General features: G+C 39.2%; 16 protein-coding genes. 2 read left to right on the plus strand and 14 right to left on the minus strand.

Features of this window, described 5'->3' with window-relative positions:
• From BVC88_RS15025 to BVC88_RS15085, 13 genes are all read right to left on the minus strand, one after another.
• On the minus strand, nt 1-753 hold the full coding sequence (locus BVC88_RS15025) for a DUF6503 family protein (RefSeq protein ID WP_075351533.1): 753 nt from the start codon (nt 751-753) through the stop codon (nt 1-3).
• A gap of 12 nt (nt 754-765) precedes the next feature.
• The gene (locus BVC88_RS15030) at nt 766-1,497 is read right to left on the minus strand and encodes a hypothetical protein (RefSeq protein ID WP_075351534.1); all 732 of its coding nucleotides are present in this window, start codon (nt 1,495-1,497) and stop codon (nt 766-768) included.
• Nucleotides 1,494-2,783 carry a glycosyltransferase 87 family protein gene (locus tag BVC88_RS15035; RefSeq protein ID WP_075351535.1) on the minus strand — a complete coding sequence of 430 codons (1,290 nt, stop codon included), beginning with the start codon at nt 2,781-2,783 and terminating at the stop codon, nt 1,494-1,496. Before BVC88_RS15035 ends, BVC88_RS15030 begins: the two co-directional genes overlap by 4 nt.
• A gap of 44 nt (nt 2,784-2,827) precedes the next feature.
• Nucleotides 2,828-3,706 carry a hypothetical protein gene (locus tag BVC88_RS15040; protein WP_075351536.1) on the minus strand — a complete coding sequence of 293 codons (879 nt, stop codon included), beginning with the start codon at nt 3,704-3,706 and terminating at the stop codon, nt 2,828-2,830.
• Nucleotides 3,707-3,831: 125 nt separating this feature from the next.
• Complete coding sequence (locus BVC88_RS15045; protein WP_075351537.1) at nt 3,832-4,524, minus strand: glycosyltransferase family 2 protein; 693 nt, start codon at nt 4,522-4,524, stop codon at nt 3,832-3,834.
• Nucleotides 4,525-4,527: 3 nt separating this feature from the next.
• Nucleotides 4,528-5,994 (minus strand): cellulose synthase family protein, encoded by a 1,467-nt coding sequence (locus tag BVC88_RS15050; RefSeq protein ID WP_075351538.1) that lies wholly within the window; start codon nt 5,992-5,994, stop codon nt 4,528-4,530.
• Complete coding sequence (locus BVC88_RS15055; protein WP_075351539.1) at nt 5,995-7,539, minus strand: 4Fe-4S binding protein; 1,545 nt, start codon at nt 7,537-7,539, stop codon at nt 5,995-5,997. It abuts the gene before it with no gap.
• Nucleotides 7,536-8,891 (minus strand): NAD(P)/FAD-dependent oxidoreductase, encoded by a 1,356-nt coding sequence (locus tag BVC88_RS15060; RefSeq protein ID WP_075351540.1) that lies wholly within the window; start codon nt 8,889-8,891, stop codon nt 7,536-7,538. Before BVC88_RS15060 ends, BVC88_RS15055 begins: the two co-directional genes overlap by 4 nt.
• 45 nt (nt 8,892-8,936) lie before the next feature.
• Nucleotides 8,937-9,701, minus strand: a complete 765-nt coding sequence (locus BVC88_RS15065) for a DUF547 domain-containing protein (RefSeq protein WP_075351541.1) — start codon at nt 9,699-9,701, stop codon at nt 8,937-8,939.
• A gap of 92 nt (nt 9,702-9,793) precedes the next feature.
• Nucleotides 9,794-10,306: a rhodanese-like domain-containing protein gene (locus BVC88_RS15070; RefSeq protein WP_083639118.1), complete on the minus strand. Its 513-nt coding sequence runs from the start codon at nt 10,304-10,306 to the stop codon at nt 9,794-9,796.
• Nucleotides 10,307-10,343: 37 nt separating this feature from the next.
• A complete protein-coding gene (locus BVC88_RS15075) occupies nt 10,344-11,057 on the minus strand; it encodes a Crp/Fnr family transcriptional regulator (protein WP_075351542.1) in 714 nt (237 codons plus the stop codon).
• 69 nt (nt 11,058-11,126) lie between these two features.
• Nucleotides 11,127-11,600, minus strand: a complete 474-nt coding sequence (locus BVC88_RS15080; RefSeq protein ID WP_075351543.1) for a type I restriction enzyme HsdR N-terminal domain-containing protein — start codon at nt 11,598-11,600, stop codon at nt 11,127-11,129.
• 45 nt (nt 11,601-11,645) lie between these two features.
• On the minus strand, nt 11,646-12,329 hold the full coding sequence (locus tag BVC88_RS15085; RefSeq protein ID WP_075351544.1) for a ComEA family DNA-binding protein: 684 nt from the start codon (nt 12,327-12,329) through the stop codon (nt 11,646-11,648).
• Nucleotides 12,330-12,520: 191 nt separating this feature from the next.
• Between BVC88_RS15085 and hemA the strand changes: the two genes are divergently transcribed.
• Nucleotides 12,521-13,789, plus strand: a complete 1,269-nt coding sequence (gene hemA / locus BVC88_RS15090; RefSeq protein WP_075351545.1) for a glutamyl-tRNA reductase — start codon at nt 12,521-12,523, stop codon at nt 13,787-13,789.
• A gap of 86 nt (nt 13,790-13,875) precedes the next feature.
• Nucleotides 13,876-15,438 carry a WG repeat-containing protein gene (locus BVC88_RS15095; RefSeq protein ID WP_083639119.1) on the plus strand — a complete coding sequence of 521 codons (1,563 nt, stop codon included), beginning with the start codon at nt 13,876-13,878 and terminating at the stop codon, nt 15,436-15,438.
• A gap of 12 nt (nt 15,439-15,450) precedes the next feature.
• On the opposite strand, the gene floA is transcribed toward BVC88_RS15095, so the two are convergent.
• Nucleotides 15,451-16,461 carry a flotillin-like protein FloA gene (gene floA, locus BVC88_RS15100; protein WP_075351546.1) on the minus strand — a complete coding sequence of 337 codons (1,011 nt, stop codon included), beginning with the start codon at nt 16,459-16,461 and terminating at the stop codon, nt 15,451-15,453.
• Nucleotide 16,462 lies beyond the last annotated feature (1 nt).

A 16,462-nucleotide genomic window follows, 5' to 3' on the forward strand; every position in this document is an offset into this window, starting at 1 on the left:
TTATTTCTGTAGTGGCTTCACTTCTATATTCTCAAGGATTATCTCTGAAAGTAACTCTAAATCTCCTGAAACATACAAATCTTGCATTTTTTCTACTGGAGTATTTTTGTCTTCCGGCTTGAAATTCAGGTAGTTTTGAAAGCGAATTCCTCCTACTTCAATCACATCCGTCACTTCTCTAAGTCTTACCCCTCCACCATCGGTATTGTAGCTATAAGCGATGTAATCGATGAATTTATCGTCTTTTCCAATCCAGTATAAAAACTCATCATCGAAATCATCCCCTCCCCCTTCTTGCTGAAAAGTAACTTTGATCAAATCGTATGTTTTGTCATTCAGAGTCGTCTCTCCCAAGTATTCTTTAATCACTGAGGAATCGTTCAGTCCATAGGGAAGAAACGCGAAGTAAGCAACCGAATTGACAGATCTGGAATATTTACCAATCCATTCTTGGTCCAGCGTATCGATTTTGGTACCATTTACGGTTCGCACAAAACCTGCATTATTCAAGACATCTTTTACATTTCCTGTCGAATCAGAAAACTCACGGATATACTCAAATTCACTTTCGGTCTTAAATATGGTGTAGTGAATATTTCTAAAATCAAACTCAATCAGAGAATTTGAGAAGGCTTCTCCACCATGAGCTTCGATAGATTCATCCACGATCTTTTCCGCTTCAGTCCGTGAGTCACAAGAGGAATAAACTAAACCTAAGACAATGATTAATAATAAGCTGTATTTCTTTTGCATGGGTATTTTCTTTTATTCAAAAATCAATTCGTAATCATAATAGCGATAAGCTGCTCTCAAATACAGTTTTTCGCCTTTTTCATTCACTCTGAAACTTTCTCTATTGCCATGCAAAAGCATTCCGCTGCTTTCGTCATAACTCAAATTATAGATTAGACTTCGGTGATCTTTGAGTTGTACTTCGTTTCCAATCATCAGGTGAGTGATCGGGTCAAAATAATACCACCAGGTATCCGATTCAGGTCCATAATCAACTAGGATTACATCAACCAGAGTTCCATTTTCAAGTGTTTTTTGTTCCGCTAGGGAAAGTTTCGGGCCATCATCCAAAAGCTCCCAAGGCTGAGCAAGCGCATAAAAGGCAGCATCCAAATCTTTCTTTTTCTGAGCTAAAAAATCAGCATTTAAAACTTCATTTCCACCCATCAAATAGTTCATTTGGCTACCATCCCAACTCGAGACATGAGCTACACTATCTTTTGTCCACGAAATTTTTCCCTCGAAATACGGCTTAATTCGGAACTCATTTAATTGGTCGGTTTCGGATTCGATAGTCCCATCTTCATTTAAAAGTCGGGTCCATTTTCTAAATTTTATAGCTGATAGGTTCTCCCAAGAATTCTCTTTTTCATGGGCAGTTATACTTTTTTGTAGTAATTCCCGGGCTTGTTTCTCAGGACTTGGCGTGCAAGAACTGATTAGCAAAGCGATTGAGAAAAAACAGAACGCTACTATTTTTTTCATAACACCAAATTAGAATTTCTTTTTTGACTAACGTAATCCAAATAGATCCCCGCACCTACCAATCCATATTCCAAAAGGAGGAAAAGTGGATTCTCATGATAATCCAAATTCCCATAAGCTTGATAAGAGAAAATTGCAGCAAAACTCCAAATAAAAAAAACCTTTCGCTCTGTCAACAGGCTTATACCTAAAGCAGGAAGAATATACCAGGGATGGACTACCGGCTGAAAAATCAAATAGATCAAGTAAATCAAGACCCACAAATCGACTAATTCCAAATTGGATTTAGGTCTTTTTTTCCAGGAAAAATAAAGAATCCCAATCAAGATGCTCCCACTTAGGATCTTGGTCAATGTAGCAATCGTATTATAACCTTGGATCCAAAAACCCACTTCCCGAAGCAGGTAGTAAATTGATGCATTAAACTCAAATTTGCCTTGGTAGAGTTTTAGGCTTTGGAAGAAATTGATCCATGACTGATCGATCATAAGCCAGGCAAAGCTCAGGATTAAAGCCAGAAAGGTACCCATCCAAAAAGGGTATGATTTTCGAATTTTCCCAAGTGAAAAAAATGAGGGTAAGAGCATCAAAGGGAGAAGTTTCAAGCCAATTGAGATCCCCCAAAAAAATCCTGATTTGGCCAAACCTTTGGATAAAATGAAATAAAAACTGCCAAGCAAAAACAGGAGTACCAAGCCCTCGAAATGCAGATTATTAGAGATTTCTAAGATGACTAGTGGGTTCAACCAATAATAGATCAGCTTATTAAATGGAATATGTAAGAGCAGAAAAATTCTGAGAAAAACAAAAAACACTCCTATTTCTCCTAGGATTAAAATGGTCTTCAGAGTTATAAAACCATTCCAAACAAAACCATTGGATGCTGCTGCTCCAATGTAAAACAAAGCTTGATTCAATGGTGGATAGACAGAATAATAATCAGGAGAATTCAAACCATCAAAAAGCTGAATCCGGAAAGCATTATCAGCGGCAAGCCCTAATTCTTCCAGTTGCGAGGGCGTCAACAAATAGGGGTTTATACCATTCCGAAGTAAATCACCATCCCAAAGGAATCTGATGTAATCTTCCGACCAATTTGGAGTTGCAAATAGTAAGGAAACCCGCAGGATCAATCCCGCAAAAAAAATCCATTTCCAATCTAAAGTTGGGGGAAGTGATTTCCTTAGAAACAGCATCCCCGCAAAAACTAAGGTAAACAGCATGAAAAGTGTGGTGAATTCTGCCCTCGGAACCCAATAGCCTAATGTCAGGATTCCTAATAGCATCAAGAACCAAATTAATAAGTTCAGGCCATTTCTAAGAGATGGTTTCAAAAGCTTAAACTTTCTCGTAAAACTTCATCTTCCAATCCATTTTTAGTCCAATAATCTAGCATTTGAACCCGTTTTCTCACTGCGGAGGTGACTTCCTGTTGACCATTCTTTGTGATTTGGATTTCCTGCCAGGAAAGAATCTCAAATGGAAAAGCAGTTTGATACCGAATCACTAGAGTTCTCCCAAGTCTCGGATAATTCACTTCCATCTCCTCTTGAGCAGATCCAAAAGACTTCTTGGTGATCACAGCCTCTTCGACCTCCAATGGGATGTGGGAAAATCGCTGATAAATCAAACTAGGGATTAGTTTTTTTTCTCCTTCAGAAATCAAGTCAGGATTTAACCGAATCAGGTTGAATAACTCATCTTCGGATCTGGCACTCAACTTAAATTCCTGATCTCCTTCAGATTCGAAATAGGAAAAAATCTGAGTTTGATAGCCATTATTTTTCCAATTCATCTGCGCAAAAGATTGACCACACCATTCTGTCATTGAGGCTGTCAATTTGGGAGAATTTATCTCCTCATAGACTGGCGTAAAAACTGATAGCATGGTATGATAGGGATAAACTCCAGTCACAAACTCTCTGGTCATATTGAGTTTTAGGACTTTTTGGGCGTCTGCTCCTGAACCGCTGGGATTATCTAATTTGACTTGCTTTCGCTTCGAAAAATCCTCCGTAACAAAAATCATAACTGCCTTTCCTTCCCTTACTTCCCCATAACGCATTTGCTTGAGCTCAAACACATTGATTTCTGCTTTTCCCTGATACCAATGTCCGGCAAACTGTTCTTCCACTACTCCTTCGCGTCCAGAAGGACTACAGGAAAAAAGAAGAACTATGAGAATTAAAGAAAAGAGATTCGACTTCATAAAATTAAATTTTCGTAGTTTCCTGCGATTTGAAATAAGGTCACTTTGGACATCAGACTTGAAAGCAGTCCGTTAGAATATTTTTACAGTGAATTAAAATCCTGAATTTTCAAATTAGGCTTCCCTTACCAATATTTAAAAATCGTAAAAATAATCTTGTATCCCGCTCCGAATACGCCTTTGACAGTACCGCTGACTTTTGAAACACCAATTCTTTTTCGATAGTTTACCGGCACCTCTGTATAGCGAAGCCCTGCCTTATGAGCCTTGATTTGCATCTCGATGGTCCAACCAAAGTTTTGATCTACCATTTTCAAGTTCAATAAATCTCGCCAAACAATCGCTCGAAAAGGCCCTAAGTCCGAGAATTTTGCTCCTTGCATGTAACGCATCATGGTTGTTGCAAGCCAGTTTCCAAAAACCTGCGGCAATGTCATCGAACCAGATTCCCGCTCGCCAAGTGCTCGGGAACCGATCACCATTTCTGCTTTACCCTCCAAAATTGGCTGAATGAGATCTAGCAATTCTTCAGGATAATCACTGTAATCCCCATCCAAAAACACCACGATATCCGGTTGGATCGCCTGCTTTTTAATCCAATCCATTGCCGTGAGGCATGCTTTACCATAACCTTTTTGAGGTTCGAACACTACCTGTGCTCCAGCTGCCGCTGCTACTTCGGATGTTCTATCCGACGAATTATTATTGGCTACTACGATATGCCTAACCAAACTTGGGATTTCAGCAATTACTTTAGGGATTGATTTTTCCTCGTTGTATGCAGGAATAATGACATCAATAATTGGGACTTTTCTCATTTGTTATTTACCCAAACCATAGGCTTTGAAAGAGGTGATAAAAACCAAGCTGTATCCTATTGTCAACATCAAGTGAAAAGGCAGCATTTCAAAAGACCCCATTCGAATTGAAAGAAAAACCATTGCAGCAAAAATCAATGCGAAGAGCCCCTCAAACCATGTCGTCACCGGAATCTTTCCGGTAATGTATAGATTAGAATTTAGACCGGTTTTGCCTCCCTCAAGGTTGAATTTAGGAGTACGGATAAATGGTGACTTTTTCCCTGTTAGACCTTCCCAAACTGCTTGTGAATTGTGCAACGCTAAACCCATGGAAACTGAGAGAAAGAGCGGTAAAATGTAAAGTCCTTGGATTAAACTTTTCCAGAAACCTTTCTTCTCGTAGAAAAAGGCTACCAGGTACACTGCGGCGATGATCACAAATCCGATCATAAAAATTCCGGCTAACTGAAATAACTGACTTGGAATCAATCCTTGCTGTCCAGCCCACCAAACTCCTATACTTGATAAACTTACCGTGATTACTGCGATGAAAATAGTGCTATTAAACAAGTGAGCCATTGCATGGATTTTAGTCGATAGAGGCAAATCCTGCTTCAAGACTCCTCCAGCATGCTTTGCAGCGCATTCAGCTCCCCCTTTGGTCCAGCGAAATTGCTGAGACTTGACAGCCGACATGATGGGTGGAAGTTCGGCAGGTGATTCAATTTCCCTTCGATAGACAAATTCCCAACCTTTGCGTTGTGCACGATAGCTAAGATCCAGATCTTCCGTTAGGGTATCATCATTCCAGTTTCCAGCATCAAGAATGCAGCTTTTTCTCCAGACTCCTCCTGTACCATTGAAATTGATAAAAGCATGTTGAGTATTTCTTCCAATCTGTTCGATCAGAAAATGGGCATCCAAGGCAAAGGCCTGCAACTTGGTAAGCAGTGAATAATTTTCATTCAAATGCGTCCACCGCGTCTGAACCATACCAATCTTTTCTGAAGTGAAATAAGGAATGGTTTTTTTCAAGAAATCCGGATCAGGCACAAAATCCGCATCGAATATGGCAATGAATTCACCGGTAGCTTTTTCCAAACCTTCCTTTAAGGCCCCTGCTTTAAATCCATTCCGATCTACCCGATGAAGGTACTGAAAATCAACAGTTGGAAAGGCTTTGATTTTTTCTAAAATAAGCTGGGCTGTCTCATCCGTACTATCATCCAAAATCTGGATTTGGAGCAATTCTCTTGGGTAATTAATTTTTGCGGCTGCATCAATCAAGCGCTCCACGACATAGCGTTCATTATACACTGGAAGTTGGATCGTTACCTTGGGCCAATTCACAGGGTCCGATGGAATAGGGCCCTTTAACTTTCTAGATTTTAAAAAATTCAAAAGCAAATGCCCTTGAGCTAAGCTATAGGCAAAAATAAACAGCATTCCCAGGGTATATATTCCCAGTAGAAGGTAGAGGAAAATCATTTAGGCATTCAACTTAACAGAGTCGTTTCCGATTAGAATTGGGAAATCAGTAATACGGTTCTCTTCAGATCCATTTTCAAGTTTCAGTACGCCTCTCGGACAAACCGCAGAACAAACTCCACATCCTACACAACTTGAGCGGACAATATTTTGTCCTTTCTGAGCATAAGCTCGGACATCTATTCCCATCTCACAATAAGTGGAACAATTTCCGCAGGAAATGCACTGTCCCCCATTTGTAGTGATTCTAAATCTGGATTTGAATCGCTGCACGAGTCCAAGATAAGCCGCGAGTGGACAACCAAATCTACACCATACTCGGTTCCCCATGAAAGGATAAAAACCTGTACCAACTACTCCGGCAAAAGCAGATCCGATCGCGAAACCGTAAAACGAATGTAACTGGTTTGTGGCATTTCCCAGAAAACTGAAGCCCGAAAAATAATTGGCAATAGTCACCAGCGTCATCACCACCGCTAAAACCAAAACTCCGTGAATAATGTAGCGCTCATATTTCCAAGCTTTTAGAGACTTATCAGAAAGCTGTCTATAAGGATCACCCACAGTTTCTGCTAATCCACCGCAACCGCAAACCCAGGAACAATACCAACGCTTACCGAAGAAATATGTGAAAACAGGTACTCCAACTATAATTAATAAAATCCCCCAGATCAACATAAACATGCCTACTCCACCGGAACTTAAGAAGGTACTAATCTGATAATCGTAGAAAAAATCATAGTCCAGCGGCCAAATATTTTTGAAATCAAAATAAGGTTGATTTAACAACACTAAAATCTCAGGAATCAAAAAGGCAAATGCCGTCTGGAAAAACATCACGGACGCCGTACGAAGCTGCTGGTATTTATTGCCACGGTATTTTCTGAACATCCTGACTCCCATGACGATAATGGCCAAGGTGTAAATCAAACCATACAAAAACCATTGACTCGCAGGATTGCCACTGAGCATTTCGCTAATAGGAGAAACCATGGCGACCAAAGTCACCAAATAGGCAGGAAACCAATAAAGCAAGATGTAGAAAAGGATTAAAAAAGAGCCGGTAATCATTCCAAGAATTCCTCTGTTCTTCATAGATGAATGAAAAATTCCGTTATTCTTAATTCCCTCAGGTTCGCCTTGGTATTTTGGAAGATTATAGAAAATTCCTCCAAGTACCGCCAATCCAATAGACAAGGCGAAAAACATCCAAGGATCATCCTTTACCGGACTATCCAATCCTGCCAAGGCCAAGGAGAAGGAATAATCATCCCAAATCACTTGATCCCAATTTGCTTCGGCCTTTAACTGATCATTGTAGGTATTGAAGTAATCCCCAAAAGCATTCAGGAATGTAAAATTCGAAGAGTAACTCTCACCATACATGGGTTCGAGAATTTCTGCCATTTTCGCTTGATGGATATCCTTCGTATTGGCAAGAACAAGTTCTTTATCCAAGCTGTAATTCCCCAAAAAAGGGATCAGGATAAAACTACCTAAACCAATTAAGAAAAGTATTAGACCTAGTTTTTGAATTAGTTTCATACGCTTGCTCCGAATAATTTTTGAATGAATGAAGGTTTTGAAACTTTGAAATCTCCTCCAAATTGATTTTTGAATTCCTTTTGAATCTCGATGTAATAAGGAGCAAAAAACTCCGGATCAAAATTCGCTTTGGCGAGATTTGCAATAACCTTGGTCCCGGACCATTTTTCGGAAAGGGCTCGATCAAAAAACTCATGTCGCAGGCGGAATCCAAAATTATTGATTCCAAGCAATGTCCCGGATTTATCCAGAAGCATCCGGAAAGCGATTTTGCCTCCTGAATGCTCCCAATAGAATGAATCAACACGCGAAGAATCCCAAGAAGCTGGAACAGTTCCGTAGGTTTGATATTCGATATCCAGAAATTTTGCGGAATTGAACCAATGCCCAGGTTTGTATGAGGTGGGTCTGCCAGCCAAAGTTTGAGCTAGGGTCTCCCCATGCATTCTTCCTGTGTACCAAACTTGCTCGATAGGCCTTCGATCTTCAGCAGGAGATTGATCAAATTCTGCACAATCTCCAATCGCGTAGACATTTGGAATATTGGTTTCAAAGCTCAAATTCACTTTTACGCCTCGATTGGTTAGCAATTCACTTCCTTTCAGAAAGTCAATATTGGGACTCACACCGGCAGTCAAGCCAACGAATTGACAGGGGATCTCCTCCCCGCTTTTCGTTCGAACTGCTTTTACCCTACCAGATTCATCCCCGATAATTTCCTCTAATTCAGATTCCAACCGAAGGTCGATGTGATGTTCCAGAATATGTTTGCCGACTAAGGCAGACTCTTCTTTTGGAAGTATATTATCCCAAAAGCCTGCTTCCCGAACCAAGAAGCTTACCGGAATTTTTTTATAGGCCAGCATTTCTGCCATTTCGATTCCGATCAATCCTCCACCAACAATAACTGCACGACTGACACCTGATTGGGTATTTGACTCCATCAGCTCGAGATCTTGCTTGGAATATAATCCTTGAACTCCTTTGAGATCTTGGCCTTTCCAACCAAATTTATTTGGCTTAGAACCTACCGCAATCACCAAATCATCGTAAGCCAATTTCTCTCCTGATTGGAATATGATTTGCTTGGACGAATAATCTATTTCTTTCACCCAAGCCTCCTTGAGCTCCAATCTGTTTTTCTCCCAAAACCAATTTTCGTAAGGCTGAGTATGCTCAAATTTCATATGGCCCATGTAGACATACATGAGGGCTGTTCGGGAGAAAAAAAACTTCGACTCACCCGAAACTAAGGTGATTCTCACATTTTCATCAAGTTTCCGGAGGTTTCTGGCGCAGGTTACACCGGAGATTCCATTGCCGATAATGACCACGTGGCGATTGCCGCTCATATAGGATAGGGTTGGGTTAGAAAAGGAATTTACAAAAAGCTTTGGCTATTCGTTAAGATTCCAATTATAATCTAAGTGCGACACTTTTGCGTTCGAGCTAATTTTAACCGTGCTATACTTATTTAGAAAATCGATAATCGACCCATTCTTTGTAAAATCACCCTTAAACCAGGAGAAAATCGAAGAGATCTCGACCGCATTTGCACTGATTTTGTTTCTGGATTTGTCGTTTACAAAAGTCTTTGCAACCCGATCAAGTTGAGATTCCATTTTAGTGGCAGTAAAAGCCTCATTCAAAAGTGGCGGGCACGACACCGAAGCACAGTTAATGGCAAAGTGAATCCTTGGTTCTTCAAATTCTTTTCGCAAAATCGAATGTTCGATTTCATCCAAGCTGGATTCTTGACCTCCTAATTTAAAAAACTTGTAATGCCAAACATCTTTGATCAAGGGGATTTTCAATGCTGGGCCAAGGTCCCGAATACTTTTCACCGGATAATTATCTACAATAAGTTTCACAGTAAAAGCATTGTAGGCATTGATCCAATAAGCAAGTTGTTCGTTTTTTGACCAAGTCTTTCGAGCTGGTGCGTTATCACTGATCGTTTTAAGGTAGGCATCTAGCTTTGCTTTATCATTGATAAACCCTTTGTAATCAACAATACCTGTTGGGCTAACGTGGGCTTTGAGCAACTGATCCCAAGCTTGGTGATTTGGAGGAGTTGTTCCAGCCATTCCGGGAACTGAATTTTGACAGGCAATTGTCCCAAGAGTGATTAGGGCAATTAGAAAGCGACTAAAATATTTCATAAGTTGGATTGTTTTACCTGATCTACGAAGTGAAGCAAAATTGGGATGAATCGAATTCCCTTTTGGTCGGGAAGCAGACAGGAATCAGGAAATCAATAGACTTTTTGACCTTTTTCAAGCCAAATACCCCAAGATCTTGAATAGGTATGAACTTGATTGGTGGGCAATCCTTTTTGGTAAAGCGGCATCGATTCGTTTGACCAATGTATGATTCCACCATAAAGGTTATATACTTTGGTAAATCCTGCCTCAGTCAACCGTTTTCCGATATCCTGTGAACGAGCTCCCACTGTACAATAGACTAAAACAGGCTTATTCTTATCCAGACCTGCTACATTTTCTAATTTGAAGGTGTCAAAGCCCACCCACTTAGCCCCTTCCAAATGGCTAACTTCAAATTCCTCTTTCTCGCGGCTATCCAAAATTTGAAAATCCGCTAAGGCAGAAGAAAGCTCAGTCGGTTTAAGTGTGGGAAAATCTGTGTCGTAAAGAGTGGAAAGAAGTGTTCGATACGCCAAAGACTGCCCAATGCCTTGATTAGGCAAAATGAACAAACTTACTGCGACAATAAAAGCCCAGAAATAATTCCTATTTATAGTTTGCATGATTGGGTAACTGATTTCTGAGAAATGCAGTTCGAACTCAAGCGTAAAAATCAGATAATCTTGCCAACCCGCGCTTGTCTTTTATGATAATTTTTTTGCCCTCCAAATCAATCAATTCATCCTTTTTGAATTCAGAAAGAAGTCTGATTACCGATTCAGTAGCAGTTCCCACCATACCTGCGATCTCTTCTCTGCTTAGAATGAGATCGATTTTTTGATTCTCACCGCCTTCTACACCATAGGTATTACCTAGCTGCAACAGAATAAATGCCAGTCGCTCTCGAATACTTTTTTGGTTAGCATCTGTTAGCTTGGATTCCATCACTCCTATTTCATGACTGAGTTCTTTCGTGATTCGTTTGAAAAATGAACTATTTGAGAATAATGTATTCAAGAAAGACTCTTTTGGAATGAAGCAGATTTTCGCATCCTCAATAATCATGGAGGAATTTGAATAATTCTCCTCACCTAATAAAGCAGAATACCCAAGAAAATCACCAGACTTTGCTAGGTGAATAATTTGTTCTTTTCCATTAGATGCAGTTTTATAAACTTTCACCACACCAGAATTGATACAAAAAATCCCTAGAGGTTTAGTGCCCTCGTAATAAAGAATTTGACCTTTTTTGTGAGAGATCAGATTTTTATTTTCTGAAATCGTACAGATATGAGTGTCTGATAATTCGGATAACATCGAATGTTTTCTGCTGGCGCAAAGCTCACATGGCATTTTGTTGATTGGATTACCCATGGTATTTATAGTCTTTAAAAAGAAAGATATAAGTTATAAAATAACTGACAAAAATCACAAAAAAACAGATCAATTTGGGGCTTTAGGACAATCTCTCTCCTGATGAAAGAGATTTAATTTTGAGTCATAACTCATGAAGATATGTTGATTCCCATTTGAAATAATTAAATGAGGAGACTTAAGTTCTTGGTGATAGACACAAGCTTGCTCCATGGTCTTTTGAGACAAAGTCACGCTAGGCGCTTTGCACTCAATTAAAAGATAAGGATCTCCCATTTTATCCCAAATCACTAAATCCGTCCGCTTTTGAAGTTGATTGTATTTCAATCCTCTTTCAAGTGCAAAAAGCCCTTTAGGATAGTTTTGATGTTGAATAAGAAAATTAATCCAATGCTGTCTAACCCATTCCTCCGGGGTTAAAACTAATTGCTTTTTTCTGATCGGATCAAAAACCCAAAGTTTATCATCGTTTCGATAAAGCTCTGGATTATAATCGGGTAGATTAAGTAGCGGTAATTCGATCTGGTTCTTTAAGGAATCCATAAGCAAAGGTGCACAAAATCGAAGAAATTAGCCACCTAATAGTGATTATTCAAAAGATAAGTATGGCTCAATTTTAGAAATCCAATCTTCATTAAATATCCTGATTTTTTTCAAATCAAGTACGGAAGTAAAATGCCCATGCTGGTTTCTGTAGGCTATAATTACTTTTGCTTCACCATAACTGATATAAGGATGAGCAGAAAGTTGATTGGTATCGGAGGAATTGATTGGTATTTTCCGAGTAATTGAGGGATTGAAATCAAAATAAGTCCAGATTTCCTCAATCGTCTCTGGTTTAAGCCCATAGATTTCATTGAGTTGATTTTTTGAATAATATCCACCAAGATTTTCTCGATACTTAATGATGCGGCCACTAAGACCTGGACCAATACCCGGAACGATCTGGAGCAAGGTGGAGTCTGCCTCTGAAAATTCAATTCGATTGAGATTTTTTGTTTTTGAAATAGAACTAGGTTTGGCGGCAGTGTCAGCCGGATTAAAAATAGGATTTGGAGAAGTTTTTACTTCAACTTCAAACTTTTTCAGGCTATCTATTGTAGCTAGGTAGTGCTCGTGGGAGTCTTGGGCTCCCGAGTTCCTGATAGTCTTCAGAAGGTAAGGCGAGATAGCAAATACCACCAAAAAAGGAGTTAGCAATAAAAATCCTTTGGACTCCTTATTTGAGAAGCCTAGATTTATCTTGAGCCAGTAAAAAAGTTTGTTTCTCATTTAAAAAGATGCTGATAGCTTTTATCAATAACGTATAAGTTAATAATATTAGAAATCAAATTCACAAACTCCCATCTTTGTTGGGTGAAATAAAATTTTATTTAGACAGATTACAAATTGACAGATCATACATCCAAAAGAACTTTTCCCAAGTCTTTGTCTGTTAAATTTGCAATCCACGCGTAGGAATAATGCAGATTAAGTTTCGATCCCTAAGTATCTCTCATAAAAACGCCCCTGTTCAAATCAGAGAGATCATCTCCCTTGATGATCAGGCGATACATAGTATTCTCCTTAAACTAAAAGACTTCTTTAGCTTAGGAGATGCGCTTATTTTATCTACTTGCAATCGTACTGAAGTATATTACAGTCATGATCTTGACCTGAGTACTGAGATCATCAAACTTATAGGGCTGGAAAAAGGACTCACAGACATCATCAATTACTTAGACTATTTTGAGATTTTTAATGATGATCGTCCGGCAATCACACACCTATTCCGAGTCTCAATGGGTCTTGAAGCTCAAGTTGTTGGAGACATTCAAATATCAAATCAAGTAAAGCGCGCTTATCAAGCATCCGCTGATTTGGATATGGCAGGACCTTTTTTGCATCGGTTGATGCACACTATCTTTTTTACCAATAAAAGAATCGTGCAAGAAACAGCTTTTCGAGATGGTGCTGCTTCGCTATCCTATGCGACAATTGAACTAATCGAAAGTCTTACATCAAATACATATCAACCCCGAATTTTATTGATTGGAGTAGGAGAAATTGGTGAAGATGTAGCGAAAAATATGATTCATTTGCCGGAGGCAAAAGTCAAGATTACCAATAGAACTTTTTCCAAAGCACAAGAGATTGCAGATGAAATGGGCTTTGAGGTAGTTCCATTCGAAGACTGCCTTGAAGCAATGAAAGAAGCTGACGTAATCGTAAGTTCTATACTTCGACCGGAGCCTTTCATCACCAAGAAAATTCTTAAGGAATTCGAAATCATGAGCTACAAGCTTCTGGTGGATTTATCTGTTCCAAGAAGTATTGAAACTAGTGTAGAAGATGTGCCTGGAGTGATACTTTATAATGTAGACAACATCAGAAGTAAAGCTTCCTCTACTTTAGAGAGAAGGCTTGAGGCCGTGCCACAAGTGGAGGAAATCATTAATGGAAGTATTGATGAGTTTTACAATTGGAAAAAAGAAATGATGGTCTCCCCCACTATCAACAAGTTGAAATTGACATTGGAGCAAATTCGTCAAGAAGAAATAGCTCGGCACTTGAAGAACTTAAGTGTAGATGAGTTTGCAATCATAGATAAAATTACCAAAAGCATGATGCAAAAAGTGCTTAAAGTACCTGTAGTCCAGCTTAGGGCCGCCTGTAAGCGAGACCAAGCAGAAGAAATGATCGAAATGATCTCAGATCTTTTTGATCTGGACAAAATCAAGTCAGACCATTAATTGGTCTATAAATCAAACAAAATGACCAAGGGAAATACACAACGCTCTTGGTCATTTTACCTTTAGCCTATTTCAACAAAGTCTTCATGAAAATGAAATTAAGGTTTACTCTCACTGTATTTACAGTTATTCTTTTCAGCCAGGTATTGATAGCCCAAACTTGGGAAGTATATAATTCCAAATTAGAGCTTCAATCCAGATTGATTTATGATCAAATAGAATTACTAGGGGAATCAGTACGCATTGGAAAAGTAGATGGAGAATTATTCTTACTTTCTCAAGATTTGAAACCCGCCTTAAAATTTGATGGAAATGAAATCTACCAATATTTAGCCCCGTGGATTTTAGTGAAAGGCCCTCAAGGAATCGGCGCCTACCATGAATATGGTCAAAAAGTATTGGCATTAGAATATGAGGAGATCCAGACTTTTTACAACCTATTGCTTGCTCGAAAAGGAAAAGAATATTGGGTTTTTGAGAGAGGAACAAATAAATTAACCCCTATTGGAACTTTTGATGAGGCAAAATTCACGAAGCTTGGGTTATTATTTGCAAGAAGGGGAAACAACTATTTCTTACCCCTTTCCAAAAATCCTGACAAAGTATTTCAACTTATTTCAGACAACGACGGGCGCTACGTACTTACTAAAGAGGAGTCTGGGTTTGGCTTGATCAATCTAGAAGGAGATTATGTCCTTAATCCAGTTATCGATCGACTTGAGCATACTGCAGGTAATTTTTTCTATGGATATGACGAAAATCAATACCTGCTTATAGAGGGAAATGATATCAGGGCGAATATTCGTTATAATTCTTTTCACGAAATCACTTTCGAGAATGGACTCATGCTTGAATACATTCATGGCAAGCTCCGAAGAGTAATGGAGGAAGATGGCATATTGTTGGATTCGGTTGGAATTGAGTCTGTGGAGCGAATAGGGACGAACCTTTACAATGTTCGCTTTAGAGGAAATAAAGTCGGATTACTTGGAAAAAAGGGTTGGCTTGTAGAACCAAACATTAATGCGGAACGGATCGAAAATGGGAGTGAAAACTTATTCCCTGCCTCATCAAAAGGTAAATTCGGCTTTCTGAATTCAAATGGTGAATGGATCATTTCTCCAATTTGGGATGAGGTATCGCTTTTTTCTGACCAGATAGCTACCGTCAAAAGCACAGGGAAATGGCAGTTAATTAATGTATCCGGAAATCAAATAGGATCAAGTTCCTGGGAAGAAATTAAATCGTTTAGAAACGGAATCGGTATCGGGAAAAACTCTGGCAAGTATTTTTTGCTCGACAGATCCGGGAATGTTTTGAATAAAAATGGATATGATAATATCTCCCGAACCTCAGATGGTTTTTTTCTAATCGAAGATTCCGGAAAAACAGGGCTTCTGTCTGCTCAGGGAGCTGAAATCCTTCCTTTGGATTTTCAACGAATTATCCGCGAAAAAAAGGACTTTATTATTGTTCAAAAAGAAGGATCGATGGGGGTACTAAATGATAATGGTGCTATTTTACTCCCATTGGCTTTTGAAGAATTGCTGGTTGATTGGGAAAATAATCAGGTATTAACAAAGAGCCTATATCACCCAATTATATTGGAAGAGGCTCCAACTGAAAAAAGAAAGAAAAAAGGGGCTTAATGCCCCTTTTTTTTATTTTTTATCTGTTTTCCCTTTTCCTGAATCTTTCGAATCAGTATCAGAACCTGCAATGGATTCCCTCATCGAAGTATCAGATTTGATATTTTCCATTCGATAGTAATCCATCACACCCAGCTTTCCTGATCTAAATGCTTCTGCCAGAGCTTTTGGCACCTCTGCTTCTGCTTCTATTACTTTTGCCCGCATTTCTACATTTCTCGCTTTCATCTCTTGCTCTAACGCCACGGCCATTGCTCTTCTTTCCTCGGCCTTCGCTTCAGCTACTTTCAAATCTGCTGACGCCTGGTCAATTTGAAGCTTTGCCCCAATGTTAGTTCCTACATCTATATCCGCAATATCAATAGATAGAATTTCAAATGCTGTACCAGCATCTAATCCACGTTGTAAAACTAGTTTCGAGATTTTATCTGGATTTTCTAATACACTTTTGTGATTTGAAGCAGAACCAATTGAGGTCACAATACCTTCTCCTACTCTTGCTAGAATAGTTTCTTCACCTGCACCACCTACCAACTGAGCAATATTTGCACGAACAGTTACTCTTGCCTTGGCAATCAATTGAATCCCATCAGCAGCAACAGCAGCCACATTTGGAGTATTAATTACTTTTGGATTAACTGAGATTTGCACTGCCTCAAACACATCTCTTCCAGCTAAGTCGATGGCCGTAGCCTGCTTGAATGAAAGGGTAATGTTTGCTTTATCTGCCGAAATCAAAGCTCTGATAACATTTGGCACATTTCCCCCTGCCAGAAAATGGGTTTCCAAATCATTGGTAGTCAATTGAAGTCCCGCTTTGGTAGCCGTAATCATTGAATTAACAATCACACTTGGCGGTACTTTTCTGATTCTCATCCCTACAAGTTCTAATAATCCTACACGAACATTTGAAAACTGAGCCGTAATCCACAGATTAACAGGGACGAAATAAAGAAAGATGAATAAAAGTACTATTCCTGCAAATGCAGCGATTAGTATAAAGGTTGCGCTAGATGGTTCCATT

The sequence above is a fragment of the Algoriphagus marinus genome (assembly GCF_001936475.1).
GTDB classification, from domain to species: domain Bacteria; phylum Bacteroidota; class Bacteroidia; order Cytophagales; family Cyclobacteriaceae; genus Algoriphagus; species Algoriphagus marinus.